Raw genomic sequence first — 17,068 nt, forward strand, 5'->3', positions numbered from 1 at the left:
GATTGAGGAGATCCCCCCATGCCGAGCCCCTACCGTCGCGTGCTGTTGAAACTGTCCGGTGAGGCGTTCGGGGGCGGCAGGGTCGGCGTCGACCCTGACGTGGTCACCCGCATCGCGTCCGACATCGGCACCGTCGTCGAGCAGGGTGTCCAGGTCGCCGTCGTCACGGGGGGCGGCAACTTCTTCCGCGGGGCCGAACTGCAGCAGCGGGGCATGGAGCGCCGGCGGGCCGACTACATGGGCATGCTGGGCACGGTCATGAACTGCCTGGCCCTGCAAGACTTCCTCGAGCAGCGGGGCGTCCCGACGCGGGTGCAGACCGCCATCACCATGGGCCAGGTCGCCGAGCCGTACATCCCGTTGCGCGCGGTGCGCCACCTGGAGAAGGGCCGCGTCGTGATTTTCGGCGCCGGCTCCGGCATGCCCTTCTTCTCCACCGACACCGTCGCCGCCCAGCGTGCCCTCGAGGTGCAGGCCGAGGTGCTCCTCATGGCCAAGCAGGGCACCGACGGCGTGTACGACAGCGACCCCCAGACGCACCGCGACGCCCGCCGCTACGACGAACTGACCTACGACGAGTTCCTGAACCAGAACCTCAAGGTCGCCGACGCCACGGCGATCAGCCTCGCGCGCGACAACAAGCTGCCCATGGTGTTCTTCGACCTCGGAGTGCAGGGCAATATCGCCCGGGTTGTCTCGGGTGAGAAGATCGGCACGACGGTCCACGCCTGAGGCCGGCCAGCAACCAGAAAGGGAGATCACCGTGATCGCCGACATCCTGAAGACCGCCGAGCAGAAGATGCAGTCTGCGGTGGCGCACACTGTCGAGGAGTTCGGTGCCATCCGCACCGGCCGGGCGCACCCGGCCATGTTCAGCAAGCTCAACGCCGACTACTACGGCACCCCGACGCCGATCCAGCAGTTGGCCACGTTCCAGGTGCCCGAGGCGCGCGTCGTGCTGATCGCGCCGTTCGACCCGAGCTCCATGAGCGCGATCGAGAAGGCCATCCGCGATTCCGACCTCGGCGTCAACCCGGCCAACGACGGCAAGGTGTTGCGCATCGTCATGCCCCAGCTCACCGAAGAGCGGCGTAAGGAGTACGTGAAGGTCACCCGCACCAAGGCCGAAGAGGGCCGCGTCTCCGTGCGCGCGAACCGCCGGCACGCCGTCGACGGGCTGAAGAAGCTGGAGAAAGACAAGGAGGTGGGGGAGGACGATGTGGTCCGCGCCGAGAAGCAACTCGACACCCTCACCAAGAAGTACGTCGAGGAGATCGACAAGTTGCTCAAGACCAAGGAAGCCGAACTGCTGGAGGTCTGAATGACCGCTCCCGGTGAGCCGGCGACGCCCGCGGGCGACACCCAGCCGGTCCCCCCGCCGACGGGGCGGAGGCGCTCGGCCGGCCGCGACCTGCCCGCCGCGATCGCCGTGGGCGTCGCGGCGGTGGTCTACGTCGTCGTGACGCTGGTGTGGTGGCACTGGGGCTTCATCCTGCTCGTCGCGCTCGCGCTGAGCCTGGGCTCGATCGAGGTGCATCAGGCGCTGCGGCGCATCGGCATGAACGCCGCGATCGTCCCCATCGTGATCGGCACCGTCGCCATGATCGTGGGCACGTACGCGGCGGCCGTCCGGGCCACGTGGTGGCACATGCCCTGGCACTCGGTGCTGCTCATGTACCTGGGGGCGACCGTGCTGGCCTCGCTGATCGTCCGGTTCCCGCGCGGGCATGAGGGCTTCGTGCGGGACGCGGCGGCGTCCGTCTTCATCATCGGCTACATCGCGCTGCTCGGCTCGTTCACCGCGTTGATCCTGGCGGGGGAGAACGGGTCGGCGCGCATGGTGACGTTCCTGCTGTGCGTGGTGGGCAACGACACGGGCGGCTACATCGCGGGCGTCCTCTTCGGCAAGCACCCCATGGCGCCGAAGATCAGCCCGAAGAAGACGTGGGAGGGCTTCGTCGGGTCGATGGTGCTCTCGATCGTCGTCGGCGTCCTCATGTGCGTGTTCGCGCTCGGGGCGCCGTGGTGGGTCGGCGTCCTGATCGGTGCCGCGATGGTGTTCTTCGGCACCTGCGGCGATCTCATCGAGAGCTCGATCAAGCGCGACGTGGGCATCAAAGACATGAGTTCGATCCTGCCCGGCCACGGCGGCGTGATGGATCGGCTCGACTCGCTCCTCGTCGCCGCCGCGCCGGCCTGGCTCGTCATGTATCTGCTGATCCCGGGCGGGTAATCTCGCCGCCGTGACCGAGGGAATGACCGACGAAGAGCGGGCGCTCGCCGACGAACTGGACGCCCACGCCCGGCGTGGGCGCACGCTGCCGCTGCAATTCGCCGCGCGGCGTCGCGGCAAGCCGCCGCGCCACTGGGCCGACCTCGCCCCCGACGAGCGCGTCGCCGCCGTTGTCGAGGCGGGCTGGCCGAAATTCCGGGCGTCCCAGCTCTCGCACCACTATTTCGCGGGGGCGTCGGACGATCCGGCGTCCTGGACCGACCTGCCCCAGGGGCTCCGCGCCGACGTCGCGGAGCGCTTCTTCCCGACCCTGCTGACGCCGGTGCGCGCGCTGTCCACCGACTCCGGCACGACGACGAAGACCCTGTGGCGCCTGCACGACGGCTCGCTGGTCGAGTCGGTGCTCATGCAGTACGGCGTGCCCGGCGTCCCGGCGAGCGGGTCCGGACGCCGCCGCTCCACCCTGTGCGTGTCGAGCCAGGCCGGCTGCGGCATGGCCTGTCCGTTCTGCGCGACCGGCCAGGGCGGGCTGCAGCGCAACCTGTCGGCGGGCGAGATCGTCGCCCAGGTGACGGCGGCCGCGAAGGAGGTCGGGCACCTCAACAACGTGGTGTTCATGGGCATGGGCGAGCCGATGGCGAACTACAAGGCGCTCATGCGATCGATCCGGACGATGACGGACGACATGGGCATGTCCGCCCGCGGCATCACGGTCTCGACGGTCGGGCTCGTGCCGCGCATCCGGCAGCTCGCTACCGAGGGGCTGCCGCTGACGCTGGCCGTCAGCCTGCACGCGCCCGACGACGAACTGCGCGACGAGATCGTGCCCATCAACACACGCTTCGACGTCGGCGAGGCGGTCGAGGCCGCGCACGACTACTTCGAGGCCACCGGACGCCGCGTCTCGATCGAGTACGCCCTCATCCGCGACATCAACGATCAGTCCTGGCGCGCGGACGCCCTCGCCGACGTCCTCGTCGGCCACGGCCGAGGGACGGGCTGGGTGCACGTGAACCTGATCCCGCTGAACCCGACGCCCGGCTCGAAGTGGACCGCGTCGCGCCGCGAAGACGAGGCCGCGTTCGTCCGGCGGCTCGAGGCGCGGCACGTGGCCGTGACGGTCCGCGACACGCGCGGCCGCGAGATCGACGGCGCCTGCGGGCAGCTCGCGGCGTCCGAGGCCTGAATGGACGTCTTCGCCCGCGACTACGCAGGCGGGCGCTTCGTCACCTTCTCCGGGCCGCACCTGGCCGCGCTCGCGGTGCTCGCGGCGGTCGTCGTCGGCCTCGCCGTCGGGGGCCGCCGCCTCGGCGAGGCCGGACGCCGCCGCGTCCGGTGGGGCATCGTCGTCGCGCTGTGGGGCACCGAGCTCAGCTACCACTCCTGGCGGCTCGCCTGCGGCACCTGGACGCCCCGGGAGATGCTGCCGCTTCACCTGTGCTCCGTGCTGGTGTGGCTCAGCGGGTTCCTGCTGCTGACGCGCAGCCGGCGGCTGTACGAGCTGTCGTACTTCTGGGGGCTCGCCGGCGCCACGCAGGCGCTCGTGACCCCCGACATCGGGCCGTACGGGTTTCCGCACTACCGGTTCGTCCAGTTCTTCGTGACGCACGGCCTGATCGTCGCGACGGCCGTCTGGTTCACGGCGGTGGAGGGCTTCCGCCCGACGTGGGCGTCCCTCCGGCGGGCGCTGACGGTGCTGGCCTGTTACGCGGTCGTCGTGTTCGGGGTGAACTCCGGCGTCGGCAGCAACTACCTGTTCCTGAGCCGCAAGCCCGCGACGAAGAGCCTGCTCGACGTCCTGCCCGGGTGGCCGGGGTACCTGCCCTACCTGGCCGGCCTGGCCGTGGTCGCGTTCGTGCTCTTCTACCTACCATGGGCGATCCGGGACGCCGCGGCCGCCCGCCGCGGCCCGCTCACGCCAGGGCGGCGAGGGCGTCCGGGACCGAGTCGACCAGGTGCAACTGCGGCGCCATGAGCCGCCCGCGGGCCAGGCCGCGCAGCAGGGGCCAGACGGGGACGGTCCGCGTCCAGTACTCGTGGCCCAGCAGCACCAGCGGCCGCAACTGCGCCGCCTCGGCGGCGTAGTAGTTGCGCGTCACGGCCTGGAAGATCTCCTGCACCGTGCCCGCCGCCCCCTCCACGAACACGATGCCGGCGCCGCACAGCCGGACCAGGGCGTCCTCCCTGATCGCGTTGTCGAAGTACTTCGCGATCTGGGTCGCGAAGACGTTGGGCGGCTCGTGGCCGTAGAACCACGTCGGGACGCCGAGCGTCGGGCGTCCCTCGCCGGCGGCGGCGCGGGTCGCGAGCCCGGCGGACGCCCACGCCTCGATCGCCCCGTGGAAGTCGGAGACGGCGCCCAACGCGGCGCAGGCGGCGTCCAAGGCGCCGCGGTCGCGGCCGAGGAACGCGCCGAGGTTCGCCGCCTCCATGGCGCCCGGCCCGCCGCCCGTGACGACCAGACGCCCCTCCTCGGCCAGCGCCGCGCCCAGCTCGGCCGCCCGGCGGTAGGCGGGGGAGCCGCGCAGCAGCGCGTGCCCGCCCATCACGCCGACGACGCGGGCCGGGTCGGGCACCGCCTCCTCCAGGGCATCGGTGATGAAGTGGTCGTGCAGCGACTGGGCGAGCGTGGCGTCCAGCAGCCGCGAGCGCTCCTGGAGTGTCCAGGCGTAGACGCGCCCGTCGGGCGTCGCGGGGTAGCCGCGGTCGAGCCCGGCGTACAGCTCGGCGGGGGTGTAGAGCGCCGGGCGGTAGGCGTTGAACGGCACTTCGGGCAGCCGCGGGAACACCACGGCCCGGCGCGCGGCGACGGATTGGGCGTCGGCGTCCGCGAGCCGGCAGCCGAGGAACACCGCCCCGGTCACGTCCACCCGCCGCAGCAGGGGGCCGCGCCGGGAGAGGTCGAGCGACTGAATGACGCAGTCGGCGAGCGATCCGCGGGCCGCCACGACGGCGTCCAGCTCCGCCAGGGTCTCGATTTCCGGACGCATGGTGAGAGACTAGCCCCCGTGCGTGACGTCGTGATCCTTGGCTCCACCGGCTCCATCGGCACCCAGGCGCTGGACGTGATCCGCCGCAACCCCGACCGCTTCCGGGTGGTCGCGCTGTCGGCGGGCGGTTCCCAGCTCGACCTGCTCGCCGCCCAGGTCGCCGAGTTCGCCCCCGAGGCGGTGGCCGTCGGCACCGACGAGGCGGCCGCGCGGCTGCGTCCGCAGGTCGCGGGCGTCGAGGTGCTGGGGGCCGGCGGCAACGAGCAGCTGGCCGCCCGGCCCGCCGACACGGTGCTCAACGGCATCACGGGCGCCGCCGGGCTGCGGCCCACGCTCGCCGCGCTGGCCGCGGGCGCGTCGCTGGCGCTGGCCAACAAGGAGTCGCTGGTCATCGGCGGACGCCTCGTCATGGACGCCGCCGCCCCCGGCCAGCTCGTGGCCGTCGACTCGGAGCACTCCGCGTTCGCCCAGGCTCTGCGCGCCGGCGCGAAGGGGGAGGTGCGGCGGCTGATCCTGACGGCGTCCGGGGGGCCGTTCCGCGGCCGCAGCCGGGCCGAGCTGGCCGACGTGACCCCCGAGCAGGCGATGGCCCACCCGACCTGGAACATGGGCCGCGTGATCACCATCAACTCCGCGACGCTGGTCAACAAGGGCCTCGAGTTGCTGGAGGCCGGGCTGCTCTACGACGTCGATCTCGACGCGATCACGGTCGTCGTCCACCCGACGTCCGACGTGCACTCGATGGTCGAGTTCTGCGACGGCGCGACGATCGCGCAGTGCAGCCCGCCCGACATGCGCCTGCCCATCGCGCTCGGCCTCACCTGGCCCGACCGCCTGCCGGACGCGGCCCCCGCCTACGACTGGTCGCAGCCCCGCGACTGGCACTTCGAGCCCCTCGATGCGGACGCCTTCGGTGCGGTCGAGCTCGCCCGGCGCTGCGGCAAGGCCGGCGGCTCCGCGCCGGCCGTCTTCAACGCGGCCAACGAGGTCTGCGTGGACGCCTTCTGCGCCGGCCGTCTGTCGTTCCTTGGCATCGTGGATACCGTGGACGCCGTGGTAGAGCAACATCTCGCCGACGGGCACGTCCCCACGGACGCCTTGAGCGTGGACGCCGTGCTCGGCGCCGACGCGTGGGCGCGCGTCCGGGCGGCCGAGCTGACGGGGGCCGCGTGACCGGCGTCGTCACGGTCGTCTTCGCGCTGATCTTCTTCGCGCTGCTGATGGCCTCGGTGGCCCTGCACGAGATCGGCCACATGCTGCCCGCGAAGCTCTTCGGCATCGCCGTCCCCAAGTATTTCGTCGGCTTCGGCAAGACCCTGTGGTCGACGAAGCGCGGCGAGACCGAGTACGGCGTAAAGCTGTTCCCGCTGGGCGGGTTCGTCCAGCTGCTCGGCATGTACCCGCCGCACCGCGAGGGCGCGAAGGACACGTGGCTGCAGCGGGTCGCCGACGGGGCGCGCGAGGTCGAACGCGACGACATCAGCCCCGAGCACGAGGGGCGCCTCTTCTACGAGAAGCCCCTGTGGCAGAAGCTCATCGTGATGGCGGGCGGCATCACGATGAACCTGCTCATCGCGTTCTTCCTGCTGTGGGCCGTCGCCGGCATCCACGGCAACTACCGCCAGCAGCTCACGGTCGCCGGCGTCCAGCAGTGCGTGATCACCACCGCACGGCAGGACACGACGTGCCGGCCCACCGACCCGCCGTCCCCGGCCGCGCAGGCCGGCCTGCGCGCCGGCGACCGCATCGTCGGCTTCAACGGGACGCCGATCGCCGACTACGACCAGCTCTCGGGCCTCATCCGGGCCAACCTCGACCGCACGGCGACGCTGACGGTGGAGCGGGGCGGTGTCCGGCAGCAGTTGCCGACGGTGCACACGATCATCACCGGGTTGCCCGATTCGCTCGACCCCAGCCGCCGCGTGCCGGCCGGCTGGCTCGGCGTACGGCCCGAGGTGGTGCGCGTGCACGAGGGCCCGGTCGCCGTGGCGAAAGACATGGGGCGGGCGTCCGCGATGTCGGTGGTCGCGCTGGCCCAGTTCCCGGTGAAGGTCTACAACGTCGTGGCCGACATGGCGACGGGGCGTCCGCGCGACATCTATGGGCCGATGAGCATCGTCGGCGCGAGCGCGGTGGCCGGCGAGGCGATCGGGCTGGAGGGGGCGTCCCTCGGCGACCGGGTCGCGATGTTCGCGAGCCTGCTCGCCTCGGTGAACCTGTTCCTGGCCCTGTTCAATCTGGTCCCCCTGCCCCCGCTCGACGGGGGCCACGTCGCCGGGGCGTTGTACGATTCGGTCCGGCGATGGCTCGCGAGGCTACGCGGGAAACCCGATCCCGGCCCGGCCGACACTGCCAAGATGGTGCCCGTCGCCTACGTCGTGGCCGGCTTCCTGCTGGTGTGCGGCGTGGCGCTGATCGTGGCCGACATCTTCTCGCCCATGAAACTGTTCTGATAGGAGCACGATGACCGTCAATCTCGGAATGCCGGCCGCACCGGTGCCGGTGCTCGCGCCGCGCAGGCCGACCCGCCAGATCAGCGTCGGCAAGGTGAAGGTCGGTGGCGACGCCCCGATCTCGGTGCAGTCGATGACCACCACGAAGACCACCGACATCAACGCGACGCTGCAGCAGATCGCCGAACTGACGGCGACGGGCTGCGACATCGTCCGGGTGGCGGTGCCGAGCCAGGATGACGCGGACGTCCTGCACATCATCGCGAAGAAGTCCGCGATCCCGGTGATCGCCGACATCCACTTCCAGCCGAAGTACGTCTTCGCGGCCATCGACGCCGGCTGCGCGGCCGTCCGGGTGAACCCCGGCAACATCCGGGCCTTCGACGACCAGGTGGCCCAGATCGCGAAGGCGGCGACGGACGCGGGCGTCTCGATCCGCATCGGCGTGAACGCCGGTTCGCTCGACAAGCGGCTGCTCGCCAAGCACGGCGGCCCGACCGCCGAGGCGATGGTCGAGTCGGCGCTGTGGGAGGCGTCCCTGTTTGAGGAGGTCGGCTTCCGCGATTTCAAGATCTCGGTGAAGCACCACGACCCGGTCGTGATGGTGAACGCCTACCGGCAGCTGAGCGCCGCGTGCGACTACCCGCTGCACCTCGGCGTCACCGAGGCCGGGCCGGCGTTCCAGGGCACGATCAAAAGCTCGGCCGCGTTCGGCATCCTGCTCGCCGAGGGCATCGGCGACACGATCCGCGTGTCGCTGTCGGCCCCGCCGGTGGAGGAGGTGAAGGTCGGCCAGAAGATCCTGGAGGCGCTGAACCTGCGGCAGCGGCAGATGGAGATCGTCTCCTGCCCGGGCTGCGGGCGCGCGCAGGTGGATATCTGGGGCCTGGCGAACGAGGTCACCGACGGGCTCGAGGGGCTGACGGCCCCGCTGCGCATCGCCGTCATGGGGTGCGTGGTGAACGGCCCGGGCGAGGCCCGCGAGGCCGACCTCGGCGTGGCCGCCGGCAACGGCAAGGGCCAGATCTTCATCAAGGGGGAGGTCATCAAGACGGTCCCCGAGAGCGAGATCGTCCAGACCCTCATCGAGGAGGCCAATCGCCTCGCGGCCGACACCGACGAGGTCGGCTCGCCCCAGGTCGTCACTCCCTGAGGTGGACGCCCGGGTTCTCGGCGACAGCGACGTCGGGAGGGTCCGTGAGCTGCTCGCCAGCGATCCGGTCCGCAACGTGTTCGTGGCGTCCCGCGTGGACGCCGGCCTGCTGAGCGGCATCGCCGGCGGGGAGCTGTGGGGGTACCCCGGGCACGACGTCCGGGCGTTGCTGCACGTCGGCGCGAACCTCGTGCCGGTCGGCACCGACGACGAGGCGCGCGCGGCATTCGTCCGGTCGATGGGGGCGCACCGCAGCTTCAGCGCGATCGTGGGCCGCAGCGACGAGGTGACGCCGCTGTGGAAGGCGTTGTGTTTGCGGTGGGGCCCCGCCTACGCGCGCGCCCGGGTCGTGCGGCAGCGGCAGCCGGTGATGGCGACCGAGCGGCGCGCGCCGGTGGACGCCGACCCGCGCGTACGCCGGATCGGCCTGGCCGACTTCGACGGGTACTTCGCGGCGGCCGTCCACATGTACACCGACGAACTGCAGGAGGACCCGCTCGTCACCAACCCCGTCGGCTACCGCCGCTACGTGCAGCGGCTGATCGCCGACGGGCGCGCGTTCGGCATCGTCGAGAACGGGCGGGTGCTCTTCAAGGCCGACCTGGGTGCCGTCGGCGGGGGAGTCGCGCAGGTGCAGGGGGTGTGGGTGAATCCCGAGAACCGCGGCCAGGGCCTCGCCGTCCCCGCGATGGCGTCGGTGACGAACGCGATCGTGGACGCCGGCCGCACGGCCTCGCTCTACGTGAACGACTTCAACGCCCCCGCGATCGCGACGTATCGCCGGTGCGGGTACACCGAGCGGGGCACGTTCACCACGATCCTGTACTGACTCGCCCGACCGCCGGGCGGGAGACCCGTCGCCGTGGTCCGGTGGGGCGAGCGATCCCGGCCGGCGCCACGGCGTCCGGACGCCGACGAGGGAAGCCGCCGCGCCCACTAGGCTTGGGGACCGTGTTGACCCGCATGTCGAAACTGTTCGTTCGTACCCTGCGCGATGATCCGGCGGACGCCGAGGTGCCGAGCCACCGGTGGCTCGTGCGCGCCGGCTACATCCGTCGCGTCGCGCCCGGCATGTACACCTGGCTGCCGCTCGGCCTGCGGGTACTGCAGAAGGTCGAGCAGATCGTGCGGGAGGAGATGGACGCGATCGGCGCCCAGGAGATGCGCTTCCCGGCGCTGCTGCCGCGCGAGCCCTACGAGGCGACGAACCGCTGGACCGAGTACGGCCCCAACCTCTTCCGGCTGAAAGACCGCAAGGGCGCCGACCTGCTGCTGGGGCCGACGCACGAGGAGATGTTCACCCTCGCCGTCAAAGACATGTACTCCAGCTACAAGGATCTGCCGCTCGCGCTCTACCAGATCCAGACCAAGTACCGCGACGAGGCGCGTCCCCGCGCCGGCCTGCTGCGCGGGCGCGAGTTCATCATGAAGGACTCCTACAGCTTCGACGTCGACGACGCCGGGCTGCAGGCGTCCTACGACGCCCACCGCGGGGCCTACATCAAGATCTTCGACCGGCTCGGGCTCGACTACGTGATCGTCAAGGCGACGTCCGGGGCGATGGGCGGGTCGGCATCCGAGGAGTTCCTCGCGGTCGCCGACTTCGGCGAAGACACGTTCGTGATGAGCCCGGGTGGGTACGCGGCGAACGTCGAGGCGGTCGTCCGGCCGCCCGCGACCGAGCAGGACGCCTCGGACGCCCCTGCCGCGCACGTGGAGGACACGCCGGACTCGCCTACGATCGAGTCGCTCGTCGACCTCGCGAACGCGCGGTTCCCGCGCGACGACCGCCCCTGGGCGGCGGCCGACACGCTGAAGAACGTGATCTTCCGGCTGACCTACCCCGACGGGACGCGGCGTCCGCTCGCCGTCGGCCTGCCGGGCGACCGGGAGGTCGACCTCAAGCGCCTCGAGGCGGCCGTCTCGCCCGCCGAGGTGGAGCCGTTCACCGACGAGGACTTCGCGGTGAACCCCACCCTCGTCAAGGGCTACATCGGGCCGACCTCGCTCGGGCTCGGCGGCCGCGAGGACGCCCCCGGTCGCGTCCGGTACCTCGTCGATCCGGCCGTCGTGCCGGGATCGCGCTGGGTGACCGGCGCGAACGAGCCGGGACGCCACGTGTTCGACCTGGTCTGCGGCCGCGACTTCACGCCCGACGGCTTCCTCGACGTCGCCGAGATCCGCGCGGGCGACCCCGCCCCCGACGGCTCGGGCCCCCTGACGCTGGCCCGCGGCATCGAGATGGGCCACATCTTCCAGCTCGGCCGCAAGTACGCCGAGTCGCTCGGGCTCAAGGTGCTCGACGCGAACGGCAAGCTCGTGACCGTCACGATGGGCTCCTACGGCATCGGCTGCTCGCGCGCGGTCGCCGCGGTGGCCGAGAACACGTCCGACGACAAGGGCCTCGCGTGGCCGCGGGCCGTCGCCCCGTTCGACGTGCACATCGTCGCCACGGGCAAGGACGCCGCCGTCGCCGCGTTCGCCGAGCAGCTCGCCGAGCAGCTCGCCGGCGAGGGCGTCGAGGTGCTCCTGGACGACCGCAAGGCCAGCCCCGGCGTGAAGTTCGCGGACGCCGAGCTGCTCGGCATGCCCACCACCGTCGTCGTCGGCCGCGGGCTGGCCGACGGGGTCGTCGAGGTGCGCGACCGGGCGTCCGGGGAGCGCGAGAACGTGGCGTCCGAGGAGGCGCTGGCGCGGGTGTTGCAGGCCGTGCGGTCCTGATGCCGTTCGACCCGGGCATCGGGTGGGCGACCCTCGCGGCCCTGGTCGCGGCCGCCTTCGCCGCCGGCTGGGTCGACGCGATCGTCGGGGGTGGCGGGCTCATCCAGTTGCCCGCGCTGCTGATCGGGCTGCCGGCGTCGGCCTCCGTCCCGACGATCTCCGGCACGAACAAGGTGCCCTCGGCCTGCGGGACGGCGTCCGCGGCGCTGACCTACCTGGGCAGTCTCGGCGTCCGGTGGTCGTCGGTCGTGCCGCTGGTGGTCTGTTCGGCCATCGGGTCGGCGTCCGGGGCGCGGCTCACGCACCTGCTCGACCGGAATCAGTTCACCCCGATCGTGCTCGCGGTGATCCTGCTGGTCGGCGTCTACACGTGGCGGCGGCCCGAGCTGGGGCTCGCGTCGCACGTGCGGTTCACCGGCCGCGCGGCGACGCTGCGGCTGTGCGGCATCGGGCTGGCGGTCGGCTTGTGGGACGGCTTCATCGGGCCCGGCACCGGCACGTTCTTCCTGATCCTGCTCGTGGGCGTCCTGGGGTATGAGTTCCTCGCGGCGACGACGCTGGCGAAGTTCGCGAACCTGACGACCAACCTGGCCGCCGTCGGGCTGTTCGCGGCCGGGGGCAACATCTGGTGGTCGGTCGCGCTGCCGATGGCGGTCGGCAACCTGGCCGGGGGCATCATCGGCTCGCGGACGGCCGTGAGCCGCGGCAACTCTTTCGTCCGGCGCGTGTTCCTGGTCGTGGTCGCCGCGCTGGCGCTCAAGCTCGGCTGGGACACCGTCGCGATGGTGCGCGGCGCCTGAGCCGGCGCGGGCTCAGCTGAGACCGGGCCAGCGGGGCACCGGCGTCCCCCAGCGGGTGAGGTCGTAGGTGATCTGCCCGACCGCCGCCGCGAGGGTGGGCCGCACGGACGCCGGCCCCGAATCCAGCGCCACGGCCAGGTGGGGCAGCGCGGCGGCCTGCAGGCCGCCCACGACGCCGCGGGCCGCCGCCGCGGACGCCGGCGCCTTGAGCTGGTAGTAAGGCTGGGGCGCGATCGGGGTGCCCGGCAGGCTCGTGATCGCGTCGACCAGGGCGTCGCGCAGGTTCGCCCAGGCGTTCAGCCGGACGCCCACCGCCTCGAGGTCGGGCTTCGACCAGCCCCCCACCGAGATCGCGACCGGCAGCCCGTACACCACCTGATGGCAGGCGGCAAGGGCGTCGTTTCCGGCGTCCTGCGGCGCCGCGGACGCCGGCAGCGTCGCCCGCCCCTGCCCGAGCGCCTGCACGCGCACGTTGCCGGCCGTCACGGCGGCCCCGGCGATCTGGCACCACGCGGCCATCGCGGCCCACAGCGCCGCCGAGGGCTGCTGCCCGCCGGACGCCAGCCCGCGATAGTAGGCCGCGTCGGCGTCCAACTGCTTCTTCACGGACGCCGCCGGCACCGACCCGGCGGCGGGCGTCGGGCTCGGCCCGGCGACCACGCCGAGGGCGCCCCGCTGCTCGGCGGCGACCCCGATCGCCCAGTCGAGCGCGGACGCCTGCGCGGGCGTCCCCTTCCACGCCGACACGCTGGCGCGGGACGCCTGGAGCGTGGCCTGGAGGGAGCGCAGGCGCGCGGCCTGTTCGTCGGATGCCACGTACGGCGTCCGGGTGGCCTTCGTGGGGGTGGGGGACGCCGTGCGGGGGTCGACGCTCTGGCCGGGGGGAATCTGCCCGCACCCGCCGAGCGCACCCACCGCCAGCATGCCCAACCCCGCCCGGACGACTCGTCGACGGCTCAGCACGAGGCCGAACCTATCGCAGGGGCCGACTATGATGCCTGAAGAAAACCGATCGACACAGCAGAACCGCACAATCGAACCGCCGCAGGAGGCACGCCGTGAAAGAGAACGCCATCGCCAGCGTCGTGACCCCGGTGGTCGAGGGCCTCGGGCTCGAGGTCGACCGCATCGAGACCATGCGGGCCGGCAAGCGCACGCTGCTGCGCATCAGCCTCGACGGCGACGGGCCGCAGGGCCGCGGGCCGAGCCTCGACGAGATCGCCGAGGCGACGCGGGCCGTCTCGGCCGCGCTGGACGCCTCGGCGGCGTCCGGCAACGCCCCCTACACGCTCGAGGTGTCGAGCCGCGGCGTCTCGCGGCCCCTGGCGGAGGCGAAGCACTACCGCCGCAACATCGGACGCCTCGTCGCGCTCACGCTGGCGGGCGGGGAGAAGACCACCGGACGCATCGTCGCGTCCTCACCAGACGAGGTGGAGATCGACATCGACGGCGCGTCGCGCACCGTCGCGCTGTCGGACATCAGCAAGGCGGTGGTTCAGGTGGAGCTGAACCGCCCCGATGAGGACGCCGGTGACGGCGACGAGGAGGAATGACATGGACATCGACATGCAAGCCCTGCGCGCGATCGAGCGCGACAAGGGCATCAGCCTGGAGGTGCTGATCCGCGCGCTGGAGGAGGCGCTGCGCAACGCCTACGAGAAGACCCCCCAGGCGAAGGCGGGGGCGCGCGTGGCGCTCGACCGCAAGACCGGCCGCGTGTCGGTGCTGGCGCCCGAGCGCGACGAGGAGGGCAACGTCGTCGGCGAGTTCGAGGACACGCCGGAGGGCTTCGGGCGCGTCGCGGCGGCGACGGCCCGGCAGGTGATCTTCCAGCGGCTCCGCGAGGCCGAAGACGAGCAGAAGTTCGGCCAGTTCTCCGCCAAGGAGGGCGACATCGTGACCGGCGTCGTCCAGCAGGACCGGGATTCGAAGACCGTCCGGGTCGACCTCGGCCCGATCGAGGCGATCATGCCGCTGGCCGAGCAGGTGCCGGGGGAGAAGTACACCCACGGCATGCGGCTGCGGGTGTACGTCGTGTCGGTGCGGCGCGAGACGCGCGGCCCTCAGATCGTGGTCTCCCGGACCCACCCGAACCTCGTCCAGCGGCTGTTCCGCCTGGAGGTGCCCGAGATCGAGTCGGGCGTCGTCGAGATCAAGGCGGTGGCCCGCGAGTCGGGCCACCGCACCAAGATCGCCGTCCTCTCGAACGACAAGAACGTCTCCGCCAAGGGCGCCTGCATCGGCCCGATGGGCCAGCGGGTCCGCGCGGTGATGAACGAGCTGAACGGCGAGAAGATCGACATCATCGACTACTCCGAGGACGGGGCGACGTTCGTCCGGGAGGCGCTCTCGCCCGCCAAGGTCTCCTCGGTGACGGTCACCGACCAGTTCGCCAAGGCCGCGCGGGTGATCGTCCCCGACTACCAGCTCTCGCTCGCCATCGGCCGCGAAGGCCAGAACGCGCGCCTCGCGGCCCGCCTGACGGGCTGGCGGATCGACATCCGTCCCGACACGCAGGCCGACTGAGGACGCCGCCGGCTACCCGTTGGCCTGGCCGCTCGGGGCGCCGGCGCTGCCGGTCCCCCCGGTATTGCCGACGCTGCCGTTGTTCCCGGACGCCGTGCCCGCCTGGGTGCCCGAGGGCGCCTGTCCGCCCTGCGGGCCGCCCTGGGCCTCCAGGGACGTCCGGACGTCGGTGAGCACGGTCAGCAGCTTCGACTCGTCGACGTTCAGGCTGCTGGCCAGGGACTTCGCGAGGGCGGCGTCCATCTGGGTCATGTCGCCGGGCTGGGCGTTGGTCGACCGGGCCGACTCGAACGCCTTGTTCAGGGCTGCGGAGACCTTGGTCGAGTCGAGGTTGAACGTCGTGGCGATCTTCTGCGTCAGCTCGGCGGGGGCGCCGCGGCCGGCGCCCTGGCCGCCGGGGCCGCCCTGGGCGCCGGTGTTGCCCGAGGCCCCCGGCATGCCCTGCCCGCCGGACTGGCCCGGGGCCGCCTGGCCCGCCTGCCCGGACGCCGACGTCGTATCCGCGGCCTGAGCCAGGTTGGAGACGCCGAGGGCCGCGCCGGCCCCGATGATGGTCGCGCCGATGCCGAGCGCGATCTTGGATGCGATCTTCATGGATTCCTCCGGTGGTGTTTGCTTTCCTGCCTCCATTCAGCCGGACGACCTTGTCACGACCCTGATCTCCTCCTGTGGGCCGCCTGAGAGATCGCCGGACGCGCCACGGCCCGGCCGGGGGTGTCCGTCCGGGCCGTGGGCTCGCGGGTTCGCGACGCTCCCGCGTCGGCGGGGCGGCTAGCGGCGTCCGCCTCCGTAGGGGATGACCCCGGCGTCGGCGGCCTTGACGACCGCGTCGGCCTCCTCCGCGGTGAGCTTGCCCGCCTTGACCGCCTCGTCGAGGCGGGTCTTCAGGTCGGCCTTGCTCGCGGCGTCCCGCTCGGCGCGGATCTCGTCCAGCGCCTTCGTGACCTTGGCCTCGTCCACCTTCAGCTCGGACGCGAGGGCCTTCGCCATCGCGGCCTCGCGCTGGGCCGGGTCGGGCCGCGTGGGCGTCGCGCCCGCCGAGGGGCTCGCCCCGGACGACGGCTTCTCCGGACGCCCGGCCTCGCGGGCCTTCTCGAGCGCCGCCTGGACGTCCGCCTCCTTCAGGCCCAGCTTGGACGCCAGCTTCGCCGCGAGGTCGCCCTCGCGCCCGTGGCGTCCGCCCTTGTCGCCGTGGCGGTCGCCGCCCTGCGAACTGCCCGTTCCGGCGGACGGCTGCGCGCTCGCGGACGCCGTCGGCGCCGCGCTCGGGGTGTCGGCGAACGCGTTCGCCACCCCGAGGCCGCCGCCCACCAGGACGACCGCCGCCCCGGCGCCGATCGCTGCCTTCTTCGACAGATCCATGCGTGTGTTCTCCTCTTCGTCGTGGGACCGGTCCTGACAGCCTCCGGGGAACAACTGGGACGCCGCTGGGGTTGACCTGTCCGGAGGCTGTCAATCGCGGGCGGCGTCCGGGCGTAGGCTGGCCCGCAGGGGGTGTCGATGCCGGAGCGGACGTGCGTGGGGTGCCGGGGCAAGGCCGAACAGGCCGACCTGGTGCGCATCGTGGTCGTGGACGGCCGGTTCGCCGTGGACGCCCGCCGTCGCCTCGGCGGCCGGGGTGCCTACCTGCACCCGGGGTGCGTGGCTCGTGCCCGCAAGACCCGCGCGGTTCAGCGCGCGCTGCGAGCCGGCGCGGGGGAGCCCGCCCAGCTCGCGGAGGTGCTCGAGGCCCTGGAGGCGCCCGAGCAGGCCCGGTCGCTTGGGCAAAACGGCACCTGACCCCCTAGACTGGTCGCTGCGCTTCGCGCGCAGTGCGCGAACACAACCAGGAAAGTGGGCTAACGCTCATGACCACTCGATGAGTAACCAGAAATGAGCAAGAACTAACTGGCCTGCGCAGCACGCGGGCCAAAAGGAGAGTAGTGGCCAAGGTCCGCGTCTACGAGCTCGCGAAAGAGCTCGGACTCGAAAGCAAAGAACTTCTGAACACCCTGAAAGACATGGGTGAGTTCGTCCGGTCCGCCTCGTCGACCATCGAGGCGCCGGTCGTCCGTCGCGTCACCGAACGCGTCAAGGGCGGCGGTAGCGCCGCCACCCCGTCGGCCCCCGCCAAGGCGACGCCCGCCACCGCGCGGCCGTCCGCACCGGCGCCGGGTCCCGCTGCGGGCCGTGCGCGCCCGCAGCGCCCGACC

19 protein-coding genes are annotated in these 17,068 nt (G+C 72.2%); 15 read left to right on the plus strand and 4 right to left on the minus strand.

What is annotated here, in order from left to right:
* The first annotated feature begins 18 nt into the window (after positions 1-18).
* From pyrH to WMJ97_RS05385, 5 genes are read left to right on the plus strand one after another with little or no spacing between them, the layout of a single operon-like run.
* Positions 19-732, plus strand: a complete 714-nt coding sequence (gene pyrH, locus WMJ97_RS05365; protein WP_347347943.1) for a UMP kinase — start codon at positions 19-21, stop codon at positions 730-732.
* Between the two features lie 34 nt (positions 733-766).
* The gene (gene frr, locus WMJ97_RS05370) at positions 767-1,321 is read left to right on the plus strand and encodes a ribosome recycling factor (RefSeq protein WP_347347960.1); all 555 of its coding nucleotides are present in this window, start codon (positions 767-769) and stop codon (positions 1,319-1,321) included.
* On the plus strand, positions 1,322-2,233 hold the full coding sequence (locus WMJ97_RS05375) for a phosphatidate cytidylyltransferase (RefSeq protein ID WP_347347944.1): 912 nt from the start codon (positions 1,322-1,324) through the stop codon (positions 2,231-2,233).
* Positions 2,234-2,255: 22 nt separating this feature from the next.
* The gene (gene rlmN, locus WMJ97_RS05380; RefSeq protein ID WP_347347961.1) at positions 2,256-3,419 is read left to right on the plus strand and encodes a 23S rRNA (adenine(2503)-C(2))-methyltransferase RlmN; all 1,164 of its coding nucleotides are present in this window, start codon (positions 2,256-2,258) and stop codon (positions 3,417-3,419) included.
* Positions 3,420-4,208 (plus strand): TIGR02206 family membrane protein, encoded by a 789-nt coding sequence (locus WMJ97_RS05385; protein ID WP_347347945.1) that lies wholly within the window; start codon positions 3,420-3,422, stop codon positions 4,206-4,208.
* On the opposite strand, the gene WMJ97_RS05390 is transcribed toward WMJ97_RS05385, so the two are convergent.
* Positions 4,147-5,223, minus strand: a complete 1,077-nt coding sequence (locus tag WMJ97_RS05390) for an LOG family protein (protein WP_347347946.1) — start codon at positions 5,221-5,223, stop codon at positions 4,147-4,149. The genes WMJ97_RS05385 and WMJ97_RS05390 overlap by 62 nt on opposite strands.
* An 18-nt stretch (positions 5,224-5,241) precedes the next feature.
* Here WMJ97_RS05390 and dxr point away from each other — a divergent pair, with 18 nt between their 5' ends.
* From dxr to WMJ97_RS05420, 6 genes are all read left to right on the plus strand, one after another.
* Entirely contained in the window at positions 5,242-6,396 is a 1,155-nt protein-coding gene (gene dxr, locus WMJ97_RS05395) for a 1-deoxy-D-xylulose-5-phosphate reductoisomerase (protein WP_347347947.1), read from the plus strand.
* Entirely contained in the window at positions 6,393-7,676 is a 1,284-nt protein-coding gene (locus tag WMJ97_RS05400; RefSeq protein ID WP_347347948.1) for a M50 family metallopeptidase, read from the plus strand. Before dxr ends, WMJ97_RS05400 begins: the two co-directional genes overlap by 4 nt.
* Before the next feature lie 10 nt (positions 7,677-7,686).
* Positions 7,687-8,829 carry a flavodoxin-dependent (E)-4-hydroxy-3-methylbut-2-enyl-diphosphate synthase gene (gene ispG / locus WMJ97_RS05405; protein WP_347347949.1) on the plus strand — a complete coding sequence of 381 codons (1,143 nt, stop codon included), beginning with the start codon at positions 7,687-7,689 and terminating at the stop codon, positions 8,827-8,829.
* Position 8,830: 1 nt separating this feature from the next.
* The gene (locus WMJ97_RS05410) at positions 8,831-9,658 is read left to right on the plus strand and encodes a GNAT family N-acetyltransferase (RefSeq protein ID WP_347347950.1); all 828 of its coding nucleotides are present in this window, start codon (positions 8,831-8,833) and stop codon (positions 9,656-9,658) included.
* Positions 9,659-9,780: 122 nt separating this feature from the next.
* Positions 9,781-11,550: a proline--tRNA ligase gene (locus WMJ97_RS05415; protein WP_347347951.1), complete on the plus strand. Its 1,770-nt coding sequence runs from the start codon at positions 9,781-9,783 to the stop codon at positions 11,548-11,550.
* A complete protein-coding gene (locus WMJ97_RS05420; protein ID WP_347347952.1) occupies positions 11,550-12,350 on the plus strand; it encodes a TSUP family transporter in 801 nt (266 codons plus the stop codon). Before WMJ97_RS05415 ends, WMJ97_RS05420 begins: the two co-directional genes overlap by 1 nt.
* A gap of 12 nt (positions 12,351-12,362) precedes the next feature.
* Here WMJ97_RS05420 and WMJ97_RS05425 read toward each other — a convergent pair whose 3' ends face one another.
* A complete protein-coding gene (locus WMJ97_RS05425; RefSeq protein ID WP_347347953.1) occupies positions 12,363-13,313 on the minus strand; it encodes a hypothetical protein in 951 nt (316 codons plus the stop codon).
* Positions 13,314-13,408: 95 nt separating this feature from the next.
* Between WMJ97_RS05425 and rimP the strand changes: the two genes are divergently transcribed.
* Positions 13,409-13,903, plus strand: coding sequence for a ribosome maturation factor RimP (gene rimP / locus WMJ97_RS05430; protein WP_347347954.1), 495 nt, complete (start codon positions 13,409-13,411; stop codon positions 13,901-13,903).
* 1 nt (position 13,904) lies between these two features.
* Entirely contained in the window at positions 13,905-14,876 is a 972-nt protein-coding gene (nusA, locus tag WMJ97_RS05435) for a transcription termination factor NusA (RefSeq protein WP_347347955.1), read from the plus strand.
* Positions 14,877-14,888: 12 nt separating this feature from the next.
* Here the strand turns inward: nusA and WMJ97_RS05440 are convergent, their stop codons facing one another.
* Both WMJ97_RS05440 and WMJ97_RS05445 read right to left on the minus strand, forming a co-directional pair.
* Positions 14,889-15,470, minus strand: a complete 582-nt coding sequence (locus tag WMJ97_RS05440; RefSeq protein WP_347347956.1) for a hypothetical protein — start codon at positions 15,468-15,470, stop codon at positions 14,889-14,891.
* Positions 15,471-15,647: 177 nt separating this feature from the next.
* Entirely contained in the window at positions 15,648-16,238 is a 591-nt protein-coding gene (locus WMJ97_RS05445; protein WP_347347957.1) for a hypothetical protein, read from the minus strand.
* A gap of 138 nt (positions 16,239-16,376) precedes the next feature.
* On the opposite strand from WMJ97_RS05445, the gene WMJ97_RS05450 reads away from it, so the two are divergent.
* Positions 16,377-16,655 carry a YlxR family protein gene (locus WMJ97_RS05450; protein WP_347347958.1) on the plus strand — a complete coding sequence of 93 codons (279 nt, stop codon included), beginning with the start codon at positions 16,377-16,379 and terminating at the stop codon, positions 16,653-16,655.
* Positions 16,656-16,798: 143 nt separating this feature from the next.
* On the plus strand, positions 16,799-17,068 hold a 270-nt coding region (locus tag WMJ97_RS05455), incomplete at its 3' end, for a translation initiation factor IF-2 N-terminal domain-containing protein (RefSeq protein WP_347347959.1).

Origin of the sequence: Nigerium sp., from assembly GCF_039811905.1 — a bacterium.
Classification (GTDB): Bacteria; Actinomycetota; Actinomycetes; order Propionibacteriales; family Propionibacteriaceae; genus Propioniciclava.